At 34.5% G+C, this 19,764-nt stretch carries 17 protein-coding genes; 11 read left to right on the top strand and 6 right to left on the bottom strand.

Annotated elements, in window-relative coordinates:
- Nucleotides 1–44 precede the first annotated feature (44 nt).
- Genes GN105_RS04290 through GN105_RS04275 form a run of 4 tightly spaced genes read right to left on the bottom strand, consistent with a single transcriptional unit; the run spans nt 45 to nt 4,345 of the window.
- Nucleotides 45–824, bottom strand: a complete 780-nt coding sequence (locus GN105_RS04290; protein WP_155284180.1) for a TerC family protein — start codon at nt 822–824, stop codon at nt 45–47.
- Nucleotides 825–851: 27 nt separating this feature from the next.
- The gene (locus GN105_RS04285) at nt 852–1,466 is read right to left on the bottom strand and encodes a thymidine kinase (protein WP_155284179.1); all 615 of its coding nucleotides are present in this window, start codon (nt 1,464–1,466) and stop codon (nt 852–854) included.
- Between the two features lie 50 nt (nt 1,467–1,516).
- Nucleotides 1,517–2,551, bottom strand: a complete 1,035-nt coding sequence (locus GN105_RS04280; RefSeq protein ID WP_155284178.1) for a DUF3078 domain-containing protein — start codon at nt 2,549–2,551, stop codon at nt 1,517–1,519.
- Between the two features lie 21 nt (nt 2,552–2,572).
- Nucleotides 2,573–4,345 (bottom strand): 1-deoxy-D-xylulose-5-phosphate synthase, encoded by a 1,773-nt coding sequence (locus tag GN105_RS04275; protein ID WP_155284177.1) that lies wholly within the window; start codon nt 4,343–4,345, stop codon nt 2,573–2,575.
- Nucleotides 4,346–4,542: 197 nt separating this feature from the next.
- Here GN105_RS04275 and GN105_RS04270 point away from each other — a divergent pair, with 197 nt between their 5' ends.
- The 10 genes from GN105_RS04270 (at nt 4,543) to GN105_RS04225 (ending at nt 17,391) form a co-directional block, all read left to right on the top strand.
- Entirely contained in the window at nt 4,543–6,186 is a 1,644-nt protein-coding gene (locus GN105_RS04270) for a DUF4836 family protein (RefSeq protein WP_173014963.1), read from the top strand.
- Between the two features lie 2 nt (nt 6,187–6,188).
- A complete protein-coding gene (locus tag GN105_RS04265) occupies nt 6,189–6,821 on the top strand; it encodes an ATP-binding cassette domain-containing protein (protein ID WP_227977316.1) in 633 nt (210 codons plus the stop codon).
- Between the two features lie 20 nt (nt 6,822–6,841).
- The gene (locus GN105_RS04260; RefSeq protein WP_155284175.1) at nt 6,842–8,026 is read left to right on the top strand and encodes a transporter; all 1,185 of its coding nucleotides are present in this window, start codon (nt 6,842–6,844) and stop codon (nt 8,024–8,026) included.
- 142 nt (nt 8,027–8,168) lie between these two features.
- The gene (locus tag GN105_RS04255) at nt 8,169–10,295 is read left to right on the top strand and encodes a prolyl oligopeptidase family serine peptidase (protein ID WP_155284174.1); all 2,127 of its coding nucleotides are present in this window, start codon (nt 8,169–8,171) and stop codon (nt 10,293–10,295) included.
- 339 nt (nt 10,296–10,634) lie between these two features.
- A complete protein-coding gene (gene porK, locus GN105_RS04250) occupies nt 10,635–12,008 on the top strand; it encodes a T9SS ring complex lipoprotein PorK/GldK (protein WP_155284173.1) in 1,374 nt (457 codons plus the stop codon).
- A gap of 80 nt (nt 12,009–12,088) precedes the next feature.
- Nucleotides 12,089–12,754, top strand: coding sequence for a type IX secretion system motor protein PorL/GldL (gene porL / locus GN105_RS04245; RefSeq protein ID WP_155284172.1), 666 nt, complete (start codon nt 12,089–12,091; stop codon nt 12,752–12,754).
- A 37-nt stretch (nt 12,755–12,791) separates the two neighbouring features.
- Nucleotides 12,792–14,363: a type IX secretion system motor protein PorM/GldM gene (porM, locus tag GN105_RS04240; RefSeq protein ID WP_155284171.1), complete on the top strand. Its 1,572-nt coding sequence runs from the start codon at nt 12,792–12,794 to the stop codon at nt 14,361–14,363.
- Between the two features lie 13 nt (nt 14,364–14,376).
- On the top strand, nt 14,377–15,276 hold the full coding sequence (porN, locus tag GN105_RS04235) for a type IX secretion system ring subunit PorN/GldN (RefSeq protein WP_155284170.1): 900 nt from the start codon (nt 14,377–14,379) through the stop codon (nt 15,274–15,276).
- Between the two features lie 90 nt (nt 15,277–15,366).
- On the top strand, nt 15,367–16,416 hold the full coding sequence (locus GN105_RS04230; RefSeq protein WP_155284169.1) for an NAD(P)/FAD-dependent oxidoreductase: 1,050 nt from the start codon (nt 15,367–15,369) through the stop codon (nt 16,414–16,416).
- Nucleotides 16,417–16,446: 30 nt separating this feature from the next.
- On the top strand, nt 16,447–17,391 hold the full coding sequence (locus GN105_RS04225; protein WP_155284168.1) for a 2-hydroxyacid dehydrogenase: 945 nt from the start codon (nt 16,447–16,449) through the stop codon (nt 17,389–17,391).
- A gap of 46 nt (nt 17,392–17,437) precedes the next feature.
- Here GN105_RS04225 and GN105_RS04220 read toward each other — a convergent pair whose 3' ends face one another.
- Both GN105_RS04220 and GN105_RS04215 read right to left on the bottom strand, forming a co-directional pair.
- Nucleotides 17,438–18,484 (bottom strand): inorganic phosphate transporter, encoded by a 1,047-nt coding sequence (locus GN105_RS04220; protein ID WP_155284167.1) that lies wholly within the window; start codon nt 18,482–18,484, stop codon nt 17,438–17,440.
- A gap of 50 nt (nt 18,485–18,534) precedes the next feature.
- Nucleotides 18,535–19,002 (bottom strand): DinB family protein, encoded by a 468-nt coding sequence (locus GN105_RS04215; protein ID WP_155284166.1) that lies wholly within the window; start codon nt 19,000–19,002, stop codon nt 18,535–18,537.
- A gap of 183 nt (nt 19,003–19,185) precedes the next feature.
- Between GN105_RS04215 and queD the strand changes: the two genes are divergently transcribed.
- A complete protein-coding gene (queD, locus tag GN105_RS04210) occupies nt 19,186–19,638 on the top strand; it encodes a 6-carboxytetrahydropterin synthase QueD (protein ID WP_155284165.1) in 453 nt (150 codons plus the stop codon).
- The last annotated feature ends 126 nt before the right edge of the window (nt 19,639–19,764 follow it).

Genomic DNA, 19,764 nt, shown 5'->3' with positions numbered 1-19,764 from the left:
TTTAAACGCCTGAACCTTTTTATCATTTATTATAAAAATTACTTTTAATTTGATTTTTTACGCATTCGCATATTAAGGAATTCAACTCCTAACGAGAAGGCGATTGCGAAATACAAGTATCCTTTTGGAACGGCTCCAACTTCTTGTCCTGCAAGTACTGCGTGTGATAGGTGCATACTTTCTGTAATAAGCATAAAACCAATCAAAATCAAAAAGGCAAGCGCCAAAATTTGGATAGAAGGGTTGCGGTTTACGAAACTTCCGACAGGATTTGCAAACATAATCATAATGCCCACCGAAACGACCACGGCAATAATCATAATGTACAAAGCTCCTTCAAGTCCGTTAGTCATACCCACAGCAGTTAGGATACTATCCACCGAGAAAATCAAGTCAATCGCCAGAATTTGAGCGATGATATTACTAAAAGAAGCACCTCTGGATTTTTCAGCTTCTTTTGAGTCGGTAACGTGGTCAATATGATTTACTTTTGAATGAATTTCTTTTGTGGATTTATACAACAAGAAAATTCCTCCAACCAGCAGAATGAGTGCCTGACCATTGAATGCTGCACTGAACCAACCCCAGTCAAAACTTATCCAAGGTTCTTTAAGTTGAACTAATAACGAAATACTGAAAAGCAACGCAATACGCATAAACATTGCCAAGAAAAGCCCCAAACGAGTGGCTTTTTTACGTTTTTCTTCAGGAAGTCGTCCTGTTACGATAGAGATAAAGATAACGTTATCTATCCCAAGAACTATCTCTAAAAAGGTTAGAGTAAGTAATGCTACAATGGCATCGGCTGTAAATAGAAATTCCATATAAATAATTTAAATATAAAAACAGGGTTAAAATTCTGATTTTTTGTGAGTTGCTTCCTGATTTCGGTTTTTCATTGCTTTGAAAAAAGCCGCTCTGCTCAGAGGTTCGTAAGTGTCTTGTTCCCCAAGCATATATAAGTTTTCATTCTCAGTTTTTCGAAAACTAAAATTTGCTAAATTTCCGGTGCGTGTGCAAACGGCGTGTACTTTGGTTACATACTCAGCAGTTGCCATTAATGCAGGCATCGGACCGAAAGGCTTTCCTTTGTAATCCATATCCAGTCCGGCAACAATTACACGCATTCCTCTGTTTGCTAAATCATTACAAACATTTACAATTTCATCATCAAAAAATTGAGCCTCATCAATGCCTACCACATCGCAACCATCTGCTAAAAGCAAAATATTGGTAGCCGCAGGCACGGAAGTAGATTGAATTTCAGTGGCATTGTGAGAGACTACTTTATCTTCGTTATAACGTGTGTCAAAAGCAGGTTTGAAAATTTCTACTTTTTGTTTTGCAAACTGAGCACGCCGTAGCCTTCGGATGAGCTCTTCCGTTTTTCCGGAAAACATAGAGCCGCAAATGACTTCAATCCAGCCAAATTTTTCTGTATGATTTGTAGTATTTTCTAAAAACATTTTAAGTTGAATGATTTAACAATTAAATTCCAAGAATATGACTCTTGCATTTAAAAAGTGTACGAAAGCCCAATTCCTAAAACTTGTTTTAATTGAGTTCTTGCACCGTACTTGTGTGTTTGTCCGCTGGCGTCTTTATATGAATAGAATTTTACATCGTCATCATATTTTATATGTAACCCGATTCTGGCTTGTACGTAACTATTGACCTTAAAATTCAGGTTTGCTTCCCAATCCAAATCAATATTACCGAAATCTTTCAAATAATCGCCATAGAAATTGAAAATATTTTCCAAACGGATATTTTCATCGATTTTTTCGTTCCATCTTCCTGAAACAGAAAAACCAAGCTCTGAATTAGTTTTCTTTCCGGATTTGATTTTTCTTCCATCGGGGGCATAAACAGCTCCTTTAACACCAAACACGCCTTGGTCTGCCAAATCATTATCCAAAACCAAAGTTGTTTTCATTGTCAAAGGAGATAGAAACAAGTTGAATTTGTTTTTATTGTTAGGAGCATATTCAACCCCCAATCCTAAGAAAACATAGGCAGGAGCCAAAAATTTCGAAATTGCTTTTTCCGTATTAGGGTAAGAATAACCATTACTAAGTTGGGTAAGAAATTGAAAACGAGCTGTATAATACCAGAAAGATTTCGCATTTCCTCTGTAACCCAAAGCAGAAATCAATGACAATTTGTCATCTGTTTTGCGAGGTTCTCTTCCTTTTTGAGCATTTACACCATAATTTATTTCCAATTCATTATCCCAGAAGTAGGTACGCTCAGAATACCGACGACGAAATTTTGCGTTAAACAATGCCGAAATAGAATTTTCACCCCCAGCACTCCAGTTTGAAAAAGCTACCTCACTCAAATTTAGGTTTACTTGGTTGAATTTGAACCATTTTTCTTGGGCTTTGTTAAAACGAGTGAACACAAGCTTTAAGGCTTCTTCATCTTCTTGTACTTGAATGGTGTCTACTTTTGCTGGAAGTTCCACGCCCTTTGCACGACGAATTTGTGCAGAGATTGTAGCAACACTCGAACTAATAGTAATAAGTAATAACAATGTGATTTTTTTCATTTATGTATTGATTTTTAAGGTTCAAATATTTTTTATTACGTTTTCCGTTTTTAACATTTCACTTATAGATTTATCATCTAAAGCAGTCATTTTTTGTAATTCATCAACACTTCCGTGTGAAATGAATTTATCTGGTATTCCTATGATTTTTAAAGGTTTGCTGTAATTGTTTTTTGATGCAAATTCGGCAATGGCACTCCCTAAACCGCCTTTTTCCGAGCCTTCTTCAATGGTAAAAATAATTTTATAGGTTGCAAAAATAGTATGTAAAAGTGATTCGTCCAAAGGTTTTAAGAAACGTATGTCAAAATGGGCATAATCTTCAGGATTTTTTAACAAACGGATTGCCTTTGTTACATTTTGCGAAATAGTGCCGATGCTCAATATAGCATATTTTGAACCTTCTTTGAGTTGTTCTGCCGTTCCGATTTCAATTTTTTGAAAAGGTCGTTGCCAATCCATTTCGCTACATCTTCCTCTTGGATAGCGAATTACAAAAGGGAAATTCACACCAAGTTGTGCCGTGTAAAGCAAATTCCGAAGTTCGGAAGCATTTCGTGGTGAAGCAATTACCAAATTAGGAATAGGACGCAAGAAAGCCATATCAAACACACCGTGATGTGTGGCTCCATCTTCTCCTACAAGTCCTGCACGGTCAATGCAGATAATTACAGGAATGTTTTGCAAAGCCACATCGTGAATAATTTGGTCATAAGCACGTTGCAGAAAGGTAGAATATATCACACAAAACGGAATAAAGCCTTCCAAAGCCAATCCTGCCGAAAATGTAACTGCGTGTTGCTCAGCAATTCCCACATCAAAAACACGCTCAGGAAAAGCACGTTGCATAAAAGTGAGTGAACTGCCGCTGGGCATTGCGGGCGTGATGGCTACAATTTTATTATTTTCTTGAGCTAATTCGTTTAATGTCAGTCCGAAAATATCTTGATATTTGGCTGGGAGAGAACTATCTTCCGAAAATTGCTCGCCCGTGATTTTGTCAAATTTTCTGGGTGCGTGATATGTAATTTGTTCTTTTTCAGCTTTTTCAAGTCCTTTTCCTTTGGTGGTAATTACGTGTAGTAATTTTACGCCTGGTTCATTTTTGAGCAATTCAAACGAATTGATGAGTTCAGTGAGATTATGTCCGTCAATTACTCCTTTGTATTTGATATTCAGGTTATTGAAAAACGTTTCGTTTTTGCCTTTTTCAGATTTCATTTTGGCAAAATAATTTTTCAGAGCTCCTACCGACGGGTCAATCCCCATTGCGTTGTCATTCAGTATGATAAGAATGTTGGTCGGAGTTGTTCCTGCGTGGTTCATCGCTTCAAATGCCATTCCGCTCACGATGGAAGCATCGCCAATAACTGCGATGTGATTTCGATGAGAATTTCCTTGTAAAGTGGAAGCCATTGCCATTCCTAAAATTGCTGATATTGAAGTAGATGAATGTCCTGTTCCAAATGTATCGTACGGGCTTTCGTCTATTTTTGGGAATCCACTAATTCCTCCCAACTCCCGATTGGTGTGGAATTGTTCTTTTCTGTTTGTCAATATTTTATGAGCGTATGCCTGATGTCCCACATCCCAAATAAGTTTATCGTCAGGCGTATTGAAAACATAATGCAAAGCAATGGTAAGTTCCACCACTCCCAAACTTGCTCCTAAATGTCCTCCTTTGCCGGAAACTACGTCAATGATAAATTCACGCACCTCCCTTGCCAAAAAAGGAAGTTCTTCTTTCGGCATTTTACGTAAGTCATCGGGTGAATTTATGTTCGATAAAAGCATAGGGCAAAGGTATGTAAAATTTGAAAACTGAAGAGAAATATTTTTTAATCATTTTGTTGATGTTAAAATTTTTAAGAAATGTAAATTTAACAAAAAAGAAATGTAAATTTGCATCTGTTATTTTAATTTTCTCTTTAATGTCAAGAGAGTATCTTGTTAATCAATTATCTGAAAATATAATTAAAATTTTGAATTCAATGAAAACACTAAAGAAAATCAAATCATTAGGCTTAATTTTTTTGGGAATTGTAAGCCTGCTACTAACATCTTGTTCAAGTACCCCTGAAGGGTTAAAAACAGTTCCTAACAATGCTAATTTTGTAGGAGTTATTGATGTATATTCTCTCTACAAAAAAGGAGATTTGCAGCAAGTCAGGAACTTTGAGGCGTTCAAAATGTTGCAAAAGGAGATTAGAAGCGAAAGTAAAAATCTTTCTGATTTCATTGATCAAATTCTTGAAGACCCTACAAAAACAGGTATAAATTTGAAAAAAGATGTGTTTATTTATAATGTTGGTAACTTTCAGGAAGGTCAGGCTTTTTGTATGTCTTTTGAACTCAGCAGCGAATCGGATTTTTCTAAATTTCTTCAAAAAATATTGGATGAGACCAAGATGGGATTAGAAATAAAAAAATCTGAAAAATATAGCTATATAAATTATACAACTACGACTATTGCTTGGGATAAAGATAAGGCTTTGATTGTGAGTGATATGAGATATGGAGGTCAGGACGAGTCGGAAAAATATGTTTCAAAATTGATGAATTTGCCTGCGAGTGAACAAGTCTCAAAAGATTCATCATTTAAAAAATTCTATCAAGATAAAAAAGATGTGAGTTTTTGGTTAGGAATGGAAAATTTTCAAAAACAAATTGGTGGAGCAAGTGTTTTACAAGAATTTGGTTATGATCTTACGGATTCGTACCTATCCCTCTTCTTGTCATTTGAAGATAAACATATCTCGTTGAAAACCAATTTCCAACCTGGTAAAGAATATGCAAAACGCTTGAAAGAATATAATATGTATGGAAAATCTTTTAATAAGGATTTATTAAACTTTCTTCCTAAACAAACTTATATGACATCGGGTGTGGCGATTAATCCGCAAGGATTTTATAAATATTTAAAAGACTTAAAGAATTTCAATTTTATTGAACAGCAAATCGACGGGAATGAATTTGGGTTTACTCTCAAAGAAATATTTGATGGTTTAGGCGGAAGCTTTTTATTTAGTCTTTCTGGATTTGAGAAAATTAAATACACTCGTGAAAGATTTTGGTATGAGTATGAAAACCAAGATGAAAGACAAGAAGAACTTATAGAAGATGAAAGATTATTCCCAATAATGGGATTGGTTTTCGATTTAAATGGAAGTCAAGTTGTTGAAAAAATACTTAAGATATCTGGAAATAAAATAGATAAAACAGAAGATTACTATTATTTCTTATTTGACGGAAAGTACCCGATGTATTTTACATTTAATGACAAAACTTTCTTCATTACAAATAGTGAAAAAGGCATTAAAAGCTTCAAAAACGGAGGATTGTCTTCTGAAAATTTAAAAGAAACGGAGATTGCTTCTCAAATTTCAAAACATTCAACATATTATTATTTAAATTTGAATTATGATGAGTATCCGGAATTGCTTAGAAAAGAATTGAATTTCACACAAAACGCAAATGTATCCAAAGTTTGGATTGATATTTTAAAAGAAGCTGAATTTAAACAAGTGGATAATTATTCAGGAGAATTAATCATCAAATTTAAGAAAGATGGCAATAGCTTGAATACCATTTTACAAGGAATTGACCAAACCAGTAGCAATTTCTTAAAATTCTGAAAATGAAAATTGAACTTAATCGCATCAAACCTATTTATATGTCAGAAGGAGAAATCACTCCTTCTGATATTTATTTGCAGGAGCAGGTTTTGTTTGAAAAAGGTAAGAAATATCTCATTAAAGCTCAGTCGGGACACGGAAAAACTTCATTTTTAAATTTCATTTACGGAAGTAGTTTTCATTATGAAGGAAGTATAAAATACGATGGAGTTTTTAATAAAAAAGATGTTTTTGAGTTCAGAAAGAATAAATTGAGTTATGTTTTTCAGGATTATAAACTCTTTCCAACTCTGACAGCTTACGAGAACATACAACTTAAAAACGACCTTACACAACATAAAACCGAACAAGAAATTAATTTGTTGATTGACAGGGTTTCACTCTCACATAAGCGTGATACTTTGGTGCAAAAATTATCACTTGGGCAACGCCAACGAATTGCTATTATTAGAGCGTTGTGCCAACCTTTTGATTATTTGCTTTTAGATGAGCCTTTTAGTCACTTAGATAATAAGAATATTGAAATTCTTGCAGAAATCATAAGCCAAGAGCTTCAAAATCAAGAAGCGAGCCTAATTATGACTTCACTTGAGTTAAGTCAGGTTTTTGAATTTGATAAAATTTTGAATTTGTAACACGTTTATTTCCAGCAAAAATGCTTCTTAAATTACAGAAAAATACCTTAGTCAAATCACAAATTGCAGGATATGCTCTCACATTATTTGTTGGGGTAGTTATCATATTGATTACTATTCAGTTGTATTTTGATGTTCGTCCATTACTTGAGCAACAATCCGATGTGTTTAAAAATCAAACTGTTGTTATCAGTAAAAATGTATCTATCTTTAAATTAACTAATAAAGACCGAATTTATTTTACGGAAAATGAAATTCAAGAGCTTCAAAAACAGGATTTTATAAGTGATGTGGCGGCTTTTAAAAATGCGTCGTTTAAGATAGGAGCTTTTACCAAAGGAACAGGTGAAATTCCCCGATTTTACACAGATTTATTTTTTGAAAGCATTCCCGACAGATATTTAGATGTACAACCTGAAGACTGGCAATGGGATGTTTCTCAGGATTTTGTCCCGATAATTATTCCTGAAAATTATTTGAGTTTGTACAATTTTGGATTTGCTGAAAGTCAGGGACTTCCCGTTCTTTCAAAAAATATGATTTCGCAAATTCAGTTTAATATTGAAGTGGAAGGAAATGGGAAAACCAAGCATTTTGAAAGTAAAATTGTCGGATTTTCTAACAAAATTAATTCAATCTTAGTTCCAGATGAATTTTTACGTTGGGCAAATGTAGAATTTGGTAGAGGAGATGGAGACAAAATTAATCGTTTATTGATTGACTTCAAAAACCCGTCTGATGAAAGAATTTTACAATTTTTCAATGAAAATAATTATTCTATTAATAAAGATGAGTTAGAATTCGGAAAAATGGTGTTTTTCTTTAAAACTGCATTGTTTTTTGTATTTTTTATAGCTTTCATAATTGTTACTTTGTCTGTTGCCTTTATTTTGTTGAGTGTTAATCTGATAATTCAGAAAAATAAAGAATTGCTTTTGAATTTGTATCAAATCGGATACAGTCATTGGCGAATAGCTAAATTTTATGGTATTGTTATTAGTGTAATTACTTTAATTTCAGTTGTTTTTGCTGTTTGGGTAAGTAATTCTGTTAGAGGAGTGTATCTGACGAAACTCAAAAATTTCTTTGACTTTTCGCAGCAACATAATGAAATTTATTTTATAGGTTTTTTACTTTTAACTTTGTTGATTTTTATGTATAATGTTTTGTTAATCAGAAATGTAAGAAAGGCTGTTGGAGCTTAATTGTAATGGTAAATTATTTTTCTGTGCCAATGCTTTATTTTTAGAAAAAAATTAATATCTTCGGCACGAAAAAATGTATTCAAGAATATTTCTTGAACTTATTTGAAGATGAATTTTAATAAATAAAATAGGAGATTTGAATATGCAAAAAAGAATAATTCCTTTAGGAAGTTTGCTTTTGATGGTGGCTTGCCAAAATACGCAACAATCAGAAGATGTTAAGGTTACATATCCTGAAACTAAAAAAGTGGATACGGTTGATGTGTACTTCGGAACAGAAGTAAAAGACCCTTATCGTTGGTTGGAAGACGACAGAAGTACTGAAACTGCCGATTGGGTAAAAGCTCAAAATGAAGTAACTTTTGGGTATTTATCACAAATTCCATACAAAGAAACGATTAAAAAACGTTTGGAAAAATTGTGGAATTATGAAAAAATTGGGGCACCTTTCAAAGAAGGCGATTTTACGTACTATTATAAAAATGACGGATTGCAAAATCAGAGCGTGCTTTATCGTAAAGATAAAGATGGAAAAGAGGAAGTATTTCTCAATCCTAATGAATTCTCAAAAGACGGAACTACTTCATTAGGAGGAATTAGCTTTTCTGATGATGGTTCTTTGGTGGCATATTTGATTTCTGAAGGTGGAAGCGATTGGCGTAAGCTTATAGTTATGAATGCTTTAACAAAAGAGATTGTAGGTGACACTTTGGTAGATATTAAATTCAGTGGAGCTTCTTGGAATGGAAATGAAGGGTTCTATTATTCAAGTTACGATAAGCCCAAAGGAAGTGAGCTTTCTGCAAAAACCGATACACATAAGTTATATTATCATAAATTGGGAACTCCTCAAAAAGAAGATAAACTAATTTTTGGTGGCACGCCTGAACAAAAATATCGCTATGTTTCAGGTTATGTTTCTGATGATAAGAATTATTTATTCATTTCAGGAGCGAACTCTACTTCTGGTAATAAAGTGTTTGTGAAAGATTTAAGAAATCCAAAATCGGAATTTATAGCCATCACGGAAGATTTCAATAATGACACGCAAGTAGTAAATAATAAGGGTTCAAAGTTGTTTATGATTACAAATTTGAATGCACCGAACAAGCGTTTGGTTAGTGTGGATGTTTCTAATCCCAAACCTAATAATTGGAAAGATGTTATCCCTGAAACTGAAAATGTTTTGTCAATTTCATTAGCAGGCGATTATCTTTTTGCAAAATATATTGTTGATGCTGTTTCAAAAGTAAAACAATATGATTATGAGGGGAATCTAATCCGTGACGTGGAATTACCCGGAGTTGGTTCAACCGGAGGTTTTTCTGGAAAAGAGGAAGATAAAGAAGTGTATTTTTCATTCACTAATTACAATACGCCAAGTAAAATCTATAAAATGGATTTAAATTCCGGTAAATATGATTTGTATTGGGAGCCTAAAATTGATTTGAAGTCAGAAGATTACGAATCCAAACAAGTTTTCTATACTTCAAAAGATGGCACAAAAGTCCCGATGATTATAACATATAAAAAAGGAATTAAGTTAGATGGGAAAAATCCTACCATATTATATGGTTATGGAGGGTTCAATGTTAGTTTGACTCCGTCATTTAGCGTTTCAAATGCGGTTTGGCTTGAAAACGGAGGTGTTTATGCCGTTGCTAATCTTCGAGGAGGAGGTGAATATGGGAAAAAATGGCACGATGCAGGAACAAAAATGCAAAAACAAAACGTGTTTGATGATTTTATTGCAGCAGCGGAATATCTGATTGCTGAAAAATATACGTCTTCAAATCATTTGGCAATTCACGGAGGCTCTAACGGCGGATTGTTAGTGGGGGCAACAATGACGCAACGCCCTGATTTGATGAAAGTAGCATTGCCTGCAGTTGGTGTATTGGATATGCTTCGTTATCATACATTTACAGCGGGTGCTGGTTGGGCTTATGACTACGGAACAGCCAATGACAGCAAAGAAATGTTTGAGTATTTGAAAAAATATTCACCAATTCACAATGTAAAAGAGGGAGTTGCATATCCTGCAACGATGGTAACTACGGGTGATCACGATGACCGTGTGGTGCCGGCACATAGTTTTAAATTTGCAGCGGAATTGCAGGCTAAGCAATCTGGAAATAATCCCGTTCTTATTCGTATAGAAACTAATGCAGGACACGGAGCGGGAACACCTGTAAGCAAATTGATAGAACAAGCTGCTGATATGCAATCTTTCATTCTTTGGAACGTCGGTGTTAAAGAGCTGAAGTAATAAAAACATAAAATAATTGAGGAAAAGCAGCCATTATTTGGCTGCTTTTTTCTGTGAAAGCAGTTTTTTTATTGTGAAAAGAAAGCTAAAATTTACACTTTAAGAAATATTTGTTTTTTTTGTTTTTGTTTGTTGATAAAAAGTGCTTTTTTGTTAAAAAATAATTCAGATGGTTGGTTATCAATGCTAAAAATTTTTAGATATCGCAGGGATTAATACTAAAGAATTCTAAATATAGTGTTAAACTTAATTCGGTAACATTAAATAAAAATGAATAGTTATTGCAGATTTCAAAATAATTATATAGGTTTGCAACCTGAAATAATGTGAATTTAAACAATGTTTATGGCAAGGAAAATATTTGTAATGCTACTAATGCTTACTGTAGTTTATGCGTGCGGTCGTGGTGGAGATAACAAAGGAGAACTTGTAGGCGTTAAAGGGAAGAGTTGGAAACAGCCAAGACCTTATGGAATGACCCTTATTCCAAGTGGATCTTTTATTATGGGTAGCTCCGACGACGATAAAGCAGGAAGCTTAAATGCACCTGTCAAAACAGTCAGTGTAGGTTCGTTTTATATGGACGAAACAGAAATTACAAACAGTGAATATCGCCAGTTTGTTAATTGGGTACGTGACTCCATTATCAGAACAAATCTTGCAGAATTAGCTGACGAAACGGGGCAATCTCAAGGGGGAGGAGGCATAGGTGATTATGCTTATCTGGACGCAAATACTGAGAATATGAGTGCTTACGAACAGTACTTGCAGAATACTTACGGCGATGAGCGTAAACGTAAGTTGAACAGAAAAGTGAATTTAATTTGGGATACTAAGAAATTTCCCGATGAGTACTACTCAGAGGTAATGGATAAAATGTATCTGCCAGAGGAAGAATCTTATAATGGAAAACGCATTATGGATGTTGAAAAATTTGTTTTCAAGTACCAATGGTTGGATATGGAAAAGGCAGCTCGTGCAAAAGGTAACAGAAAAGATTTCTTCAGAGAAGAGCTGATAAAAGTATATCCTGATACAACAGTTTGGGTTCGTGACTTTAATTATTCTTACAACGAACCAATGCATAATCAATATTTTTGGCACGAAGCTTATGGTGATTATCCTGTAGTTGGGGTTAACTGGATGCAAGCTAAGGCGTTTTGTGAATGGAGAACGTTAAATAAAAATACGTACCAAAAGGCTAAAGGGCAAGATGAAATTAATGCTTTCCGTTTGCCTATTGAGTCTGAATGGGAATATGCTGCCAGAGGAGGGCTTGAAGGAGGTACATATCCTTGGGGAGGACCTTATACTACGGATGATAGAGGTTGTTTCTTGGCTAACTTCAAGCCACTGCGTGGAGATTATGCATCAGACAATTCTTTATACACAGTAGAAGCAAAATCGTATGAACCAAATGGTTATAATTTGTACAATATGGCTGGTAACGTATCAGAATGGACAAATACATCATACGACCCAAATTCATACGAATATATGTCAACAATGAATCCAAGTGTTATTGATGAGAAAAATAAACGTAAGGTAATTAGAGGAGGTTCTTGGAAAGATGTAGCCTATATGTTGCAAGTTAACACACGTGATTTTGAATATCAAGATTCTGCTCGTAGTTACATTGGTTTCAGAACAGTTCAAGACTTTATGGGAGTTAGTGACGGAGCAAAGAGTAAAGGAGTAAGAGGTTTTAGATAATATAGAAATTGAAATCAGTTCCATTTAGTAAAGTTTAATAAACAAAAATATAATTAATAAACATTTAAATACTTAATCTTATGGCAAAAGGGAATAAAGGAAGAAAAAAAATCTTTAACGCAGTTTACAGTCTTGGAGCATCAGTTGTAATCCTTGGTGCATTATTTAAGTTGACTCACTGGAGTCTTGGACCTCTTAACGGAACAGTTCTGTTGGCAGTGGGGTTGATTACAGAGGCAATTATATTTTTCATTGCGGCATTTGAGCCAGTTGAAGAAGAATATGATTGGTCATTGGTTTATCCTGAGTTGGCTGGAGGTATGGCTCGTCAGAGTGTTGTAAAATCTGCTCCTGTTCAAGAAAAAGAGGATAAATTATTGAAAGAATCTCTTTCTGAGAAATTAGATGGTATTTTAGCAGAAGCTAAAGTTGATGCTAATTTGATGCGTACATTAGGAAAATCAATTGAGAATTTTGCTGGTGCAGCGAAAGAAATTACTCCGGTTGCAAATTCAATGGCGGCTACTCACAAGTATGGAGAAGAGCTTTCATTGGCGGCTACTCAATTGGAATCATTAAATAGTCTTTATAAATTACAATTAGAAAGAACAGAAAATCAAGTTACTGCTCAAGCAGGAGTTGTGGATAACTTAAATTCATTGAATGAGCAAATGTTGTCCTTCAAGAATAACTTGAAATCTTTGAACACAGTTTATGGGGGAATGCTGTCTGCTATGGGAAAATAATTTAGTTTTTTAATCAACAACTTAAAGAAATAATACTATGGCAGGAGGAAAATTAAGTCCCAGACAGAGGATGATTAACCTTATGTATTTGGTCTTTATCGCAATGCTTGCATTGAATATGGGTAAAGAGGTTTTGAATGCATTTGGATTAGTCAATGAGAAATTCGAGTCGTCAAATGTAAGAGCTAAGGCTACTAATGAGGCAGCAATTGACGCTTTACACAATAATGCAAAGGAAAATCCTGAGAAGTACGAAGCAGATTACAACAAAGCAAAAGAAGTGAAGGCTTTGTCTGACAGTTTCTATGAGTACATTGAGAAAATCAAGGATGGATTGAACAAGGAAATCGGGCAACAAGACAAAGCTCCGGCAGAAAGAGATTATCAGGCAATGGATAAATCTCAGTACACTGATGATTTGTTTTTCTTGGGAGAAGGATATGCTAAAGATGGAAAAGAATTCGTTCAAAACATAGACGATTATAGAAATAAATTTTTAGCTATCTTGGGAGATAATCCTAAATATGCATCTTTGGCTGAAAAGGTGAAAGCTAATTTTAGTACAGAAGATGTTAAAGATAAAGATGGAGTTAAGAAAAAATGGTTGAATTACCATTTTGAAGGATTCCCTTATATTGCTTCCTTAGCTAAATTCTCTATGATGCAATCTGATATCAGAACAAATGCTCAAGAATTCTATGGTATGTTGATGGAAGGAAACTTGAAAGCACAAATTTCAATGACCAACTATACAACTTTGTTAGAACAAGGGAAAGGAGCATACTATCAGGGAGAAACTTTTGACGGAGCTATCGTGCTTGGAAGAAAAGATGCTTCAACAAAACCTAACGAAGTAGATTTATCTTTGGATGGAAGAAAGTTATCTGCTTCTGAGTATGAAATTCAAGAGGGTAAAGTAAGATTAAAAGTGGGTGCAGGAAACGCTGGTGAACACAAAATCACAGGTAATTTGCACTTTGACCAAGATGGAGAACGAATCTCTGTACCTGTTGAACAGTCATTCTCAACCATTCCAAAACCAAATTCTGCAGTTATTTCAGCTGATAAAATGAATGTGGTTTATCGAGGAGTATCTAACCCGATTACAATTTCAATGCCTGGAGTGCCAAATAACAAAATATCGGCTTCCGGTTCAGGTTTAAGCAGAAGTGGTAATGGCTGGGTAATGAATCCTGGTGCTGGTCGTGAGGTAACAATCAATGTTTCAGGAGAAATAGATGGTCAAAAGTTCAGCTCTTCAAGATTGTTCAGAATCAAAAATATTCCTCGTCCGTTGGCTTCAATTGGAGGGCAGGTGGAGAGTGTGAAATTACCTAAGTCAAACTTGGGAGCAGCCACGATAACAGCTAAGTTCGAAGATTTTGATTTTGATTTGAATACAAAAATTACTTCATTCAAAGTTTCAATTCCTGGGCAACCAACTATTTCTGTACAAGGAAATAAAATGAATGATCAGGTAAGAAATGCTTTGAACAGAGCGAGAAAAGGGGATATAGTAAATATATTTGACATCAAAGCTGCTATTGTAGGAAATTCGGATTACAAAATGCCAACCGTTATTCCTATAAATGTTGAAATAACAAATTAGAAACTGTATTATTATGTTTAACTGGAAAAATATCGGCTTATTAGTTGCTGCAATTTTCACATCTCAAATATCTTTTGCTCAATTTAACATCTTAAATGCAAAAGAAGTTGAGGAAATTGGACAGAAAAGTGAAGCCCAAATAGAGTCAGACAATGACAAACCATTACCTTATGGATATGTAGATGATAGGGATATGCTTTGGTCTGTGGAGGTCTGGGAAATCATTGACTTAAATGAGAGAATGAATTTTCCGCTTCTATTCCCTACCGATACGATGGACGTTGATAAATACAGACGTTCTTTGTATGATGTTTTGGTAAAGAATATGAAAAATGGAAAGTTAAAAGACACCTACGCTGATTCTTATTTTACAGAGAAAAGAACATATGATCAGCTAAGTAGTGCCCTATCTAAAATTGATACATTATCAGCAGGTTACGATCAGTTGAATGCCGGAGAGGCGATTGACCCAGTGAATATCGCTAAGAGAGATTTGACAGCTGGTGATATAGTTCAGTATCGCATCAGAGGGATTTGGTACTTTGATAAGCGTCAAGGGGAATTAAAATATCGATTATTAGGAATTGCTCCTGTAGCTCCGGATGTACACTATGTTGACTCCGAAGATGCTCAAAATAGATTGGTAGAATTGTTTTGGGTGTTCTATCCAAAAGCAAGAGAGATTCTGCACGAAGCGAAAACGTTTAACCGAAAAAATAATGCAAGACCAATGTCATTTGATCATTTGTTAAACGCAAGATTGTTTAGTGCTGTAGTTTACAAAGAGGCGAATGTGTACGGTGATAGAAAAATTAGAGACTATTTGCCTGATAATTCACTCTTCCAGCTTTTGGAATCGGATAAGATTAAAGAGTCTGTTCGTAATAAAGAGCAAGATATGTGGGCGAACTAATTTAAATTCACAGAAATATCCATAGAACTGTTTTAAGACATAACTGTTTTAAAACAGTTTTTTTTTGAAAGATTAAACTTTTTAGCTTATATGTTTGATTTTATTGTAGTTGGTGCAGGATTAGCAGGTGTTTCTTTTTGTAATGTGTTGGAGCAAAATGGTAAATCATTTTGTTTGATTAGTGATAATTCGCAGATAGCAAGTTTGGTTGCAGGAGGTGTTTACAATCCTGTGGTTTTAAAGCGATTTACGTCTGTTTGGAAGGCTAATGAGCAGATGAGTTTGTTGAGTTCCTTTTATGATGAAATTGAAAGGAAAATCAACAAAAAAATTAATATTTCAATTCCCATTTTGAGAAAATTTGCCTCGGTGGAAGAGCAAAACAATTGGTTTTTCGCCTCTGATAAGGAGGTACTTTCTACTTATTTGAATCCTGAAATAATTTCGGAAAAAAATAAATATATTCAAGCTCCTTTTGGATTTGGTAAAGTGCTTAAAACGGGTAGATTGGATGTAAAAACCTATCTGCAAGAATGTACGAAGCGATGGAAAGATGAAAGCATATTTCATCATAGGAAGTTTAATTACGAAGAACTTGATATAAATTCAGATAGAATTGATTATCAAACTGTTTCTGCTCGAAATTTGGTGTTTTGTGAAGGATATGGCGTTGTGCAAAATCCCTTCTTCAATTATCTTCCAATGAAGCCTTGTAAGGGAGAAACTTTAACATTTTATGCGCCTGATTTACAACTTGAAGAGATTGTGAAAAGCGATGGAGTGATTCTCCCAATCGGGGATGATTTTTATAAAATAGGGGCTACATACGAATGGAACGACCTTAGTGATACCATTACAGAAAAAGCAAAAAATGAGCTTTTAGAGAAACTTAATAAGTTGATTTCGTGTAAGTATGAAGTTACGGAACAAGAGGCATCTGTTCGACCAACGGTATCTGACCGCAGACCATTAGTTGGAAAACATCCTGATTATAACAATATTTGGATTCTGAATGGTTTAGGAACGAGAGGTGTAATGAACGCTCCTTTTGCTGCAAAAAAACTTTATGAAATGGTTTATGAAAACAAACCGATAGACAAGGAAATGAACGTGGAAAGATATACAAAGTACAAAGTTTGATGTTTGAAAAAGTTTTAAAGTTAAAATGATATGAAAATACTTCACTTGGATACAAATCATCCACTGATGATTGCCCAACTTGCTGAAAACGGATTTGAAAATTATGAAGATTATAAAAGTTCCAAGAGCGAAATTGAGTCAAAAATACATTTGTATGACGGCATTATACTTCGAAGCCGTTTTTCAATTGACCAAAATTTCATAGAAAAAGCTACAAATCTGAAATTTATAGCGAGAGTAGGAGCGGGATTGGAAAATATTGATTGCGAATTTGCTGAAAGTAAAGGGATTATGTTGATTTCTTCTCCGGAAGGAAATCGTAATGCGGTGGGGGAACACACATTAGGGATGTTATTGGCGTTACTCAACAAATTCAAAAAAGCAAATGCGGAAATTAAAACAGGAAAGTGGTTACGTGAGGAAAATCGTGGTTGGGAGTTGGATTATAAAACCGTGGGAATCATTGGTTATGGAAATATGGGAAAATCCTTTGCTAAAAAACTGAAAGGTTTTGATTGTAAAGTGATTTGTTATGACATAAAACCCAATATGGGCGATGAAAATGCCATACAAGTTTCATTGGAAGAATTCTTTAGTCAAGCAGAAGTTGTAAGTTTGCATACACCACAAACTCCGTTGACAATGAGGATGATAAATACAGACTTTATTAATAAATTTTCAAATCCGTTTTGGTTTTTAAATACGGCACGTGGCAAAAGTGTAGTTACGAATGATTTGGTAAGTGCTTTAAAATCAGGCAAAATACTTGGAGCAGGATTAGATGTTTTGGAATATGAAAAGTCATCGTTTGAAGATTTTTTCACAGAGGATAATTTTCCTGAAGCATTTGGATATTTGTTAGGAGCTGATAATGTGATTCTTACGCCACATATTGCCGGTTGGACAATGGAAAGTAAAGAAAAATTAGCTCAAGTTATTGTAGATAAGATTATTGAGAATTTTAAGAAGAAATAGATATAAACATAAAAGTGATGAAGCAAATGCTTTGTCACTTTTTTTATTAATGATTGTGTATAAATCCACCCATATCAGCGAGATAAATCAATAAAAGTGATAGTAAAAAAGAGATAATTGGTGCAATCATCCACATAGTGAAAAAGCGTTTTACTTGGGTTTTGTTAAAGATATTTTTAGTCCCCATTTTTGCAACACCAATTCCTAAAATAGCGGCTACATTTACCTGTACCAACGATGATGGAATTCCTTTCGTTACAGAAGCTAAAAGGAGTAAACTTCCTGATATAAAAGCAATTATAACAGCTTCAAATTTTCCGAAAAGAATGATTTCTTTTCCTGTGTTTTTTACAATTTTATGACCAAACAGAGAGCTTCCAATACCAAAACAAGGAGCAACAATTAATGAAGATAATATCAAAATAACCATAAAATCATTTTCATTTTGTAATTCTAACTCATTGATAGTCATTGCTGCAATAGGTCCTGCACCATTAGCAACGTTGTTCGAACCAATGGAGAAAGACACATAAATTGACATCACAATCAAAATAGTATTCCAAACGGGTTTAAGGTTTTCATTTTGAGCTCTTTGCATAGTAAATCCTCTTCTCCGCATAGGTTTGTAGATATATTTTCCGCACAAATAACTCAAAAAGTACGAAATAACAGGAAGAATAAACCAAGCAGGAATAATTTCGTAAAACAATTTTTCGGAATCTAACTGATTGAAATATAGAGAAGGAGCTGCAAAAGCAAGAACAGCCGCCTGGCTTGTTGATTGAGGAATTCCTGAAATGTTAGCTATCAAAAGTGTTATCGCAATGGAAAGCAAAGCTACAGATACAGCCGTGAAAGTCATATAGTTAGCGGGTAAAATACCATTTCCCATTGTTGTAGCTGTATTTTTTCCGGCAACAAAAGCTCCTAAAAAAACTGCGATGCCAAAAATTCCCGGTATTAAACTTTTTCTTATTACATTTGCTCCGTAACTTGCTGAAAATGCAGGCGCTGTGCCACTTCCACCCATAGTTATGGCAAGAGCCATTGCTATGAGATAGGGTATTAGTAATTGGTTATAAATGGGTGCCATCTTTTTATCTTCAAATCTTTAAATAAACGATAAAATGCTGGGTTTAAATTCTAAAGAAAATAATTCAAGGCAATTACCGAGCCTAAATGCATACTTTCGTGGGTATTATTAAAATTAATAGCGTCTTCTACGGAATTGAGCTCAAAACCATAGCTGGTCATATATGTGTTAAATTCTTTAAAAATACCCTTTTTGTAGTCTTTTTGAAGTTGTTCTTGTGTAGAAAGAAGTAATTCTTTCAGATTTTTGATTTCTTCTTCTGAAGGAATATGCCCGTCAGGAGCAGTTCCTTTTCTGTAAGTGTTTATAAAATCATCGGAAACCAAAGGGGTAATTCCGCTGAGTTTGTAGCACAAAAGTTGTTGAGTAACAATGCAATGAGCGATATTCCAAAAAACGTTGTTGCGAAAATTATTTGGGATTTTTGCTAATTTTTCAGGTGATAAATTTTCCAGATAATTTAAAAGGTTTGAACGTGTAGCTTTATGTAGCTCAAAGGTTTGTTTTGTTAGTAACATAATTTGTTCTAATAGGTTATTGTCGCAAAAATAGGAAAATTTAATGGATAATTGATGTTTTGTAGTGAAAAAGTTTATAAAAAGAAGGCAATTTGTTCCAAGTCATTCTCTTCAAAAAGATTAATATTTTGCTACATTCACCTTTTTTCGCTACTTTTACGGCTTCAAATTAATGTTGAAAAGATGACAAAAATACGCATTACCAAAAAATTTGAGTTCGAGGCGGGACACGCTTTGTACGGTTATGACGGAAAATGTAAAAACCTGCACGGACACAGTTACAAATTGCACGTTACCGTGATTGGCACGCCCATAGATAATCCCAACGATGTAAAACACGGAATGGTGATTGATTTTGGCGATTTGAAACGCATCGTAAAGCGGGAAATCATTGACGAATTTGACCATACGATGATTTTCAATGCCAATTCACCACATTTGGAGTTGGCAAATGAGCTGAAAGCCAAAGGGCATCATATTATTTTGGTGGATTATCAGCCTACGAGTGAAAATTTGGTGGTCGATTTTGCTGAGCGTATCAAAAAATATTTGCCTGAAAATGTAGCTTTATTTTCGCTTCGTTTGCAAGAAACGGAAAGCTCTTACGCCGAATGGTTTGCTTCGGACAATCCGTAAGAATAGGCAATATGCAAAGGATGATGAGGTAGATTTGCCTTTGGTTCTTTATCCTTTTAAACTTTGTTTTTTATCCTTGTTTCTTGTCCCTTTTCCCTTGGCTCTTTGTTCTTTATCCTTTTAACT

Source organism: Capnocytophaga felis (genome assembly GCF_009684755.1).
GTDB lineage: Bacteria > Bacteroidota > Bacteroidia > Flavobacteriales > Flavobacteriaceae > Capnocytophaga > Capnocytophaga felis.
Note: the sequence above shows the minus strand (reverse complement) of the source record. Positions and strands in the feature narration are given on the sequence as shown.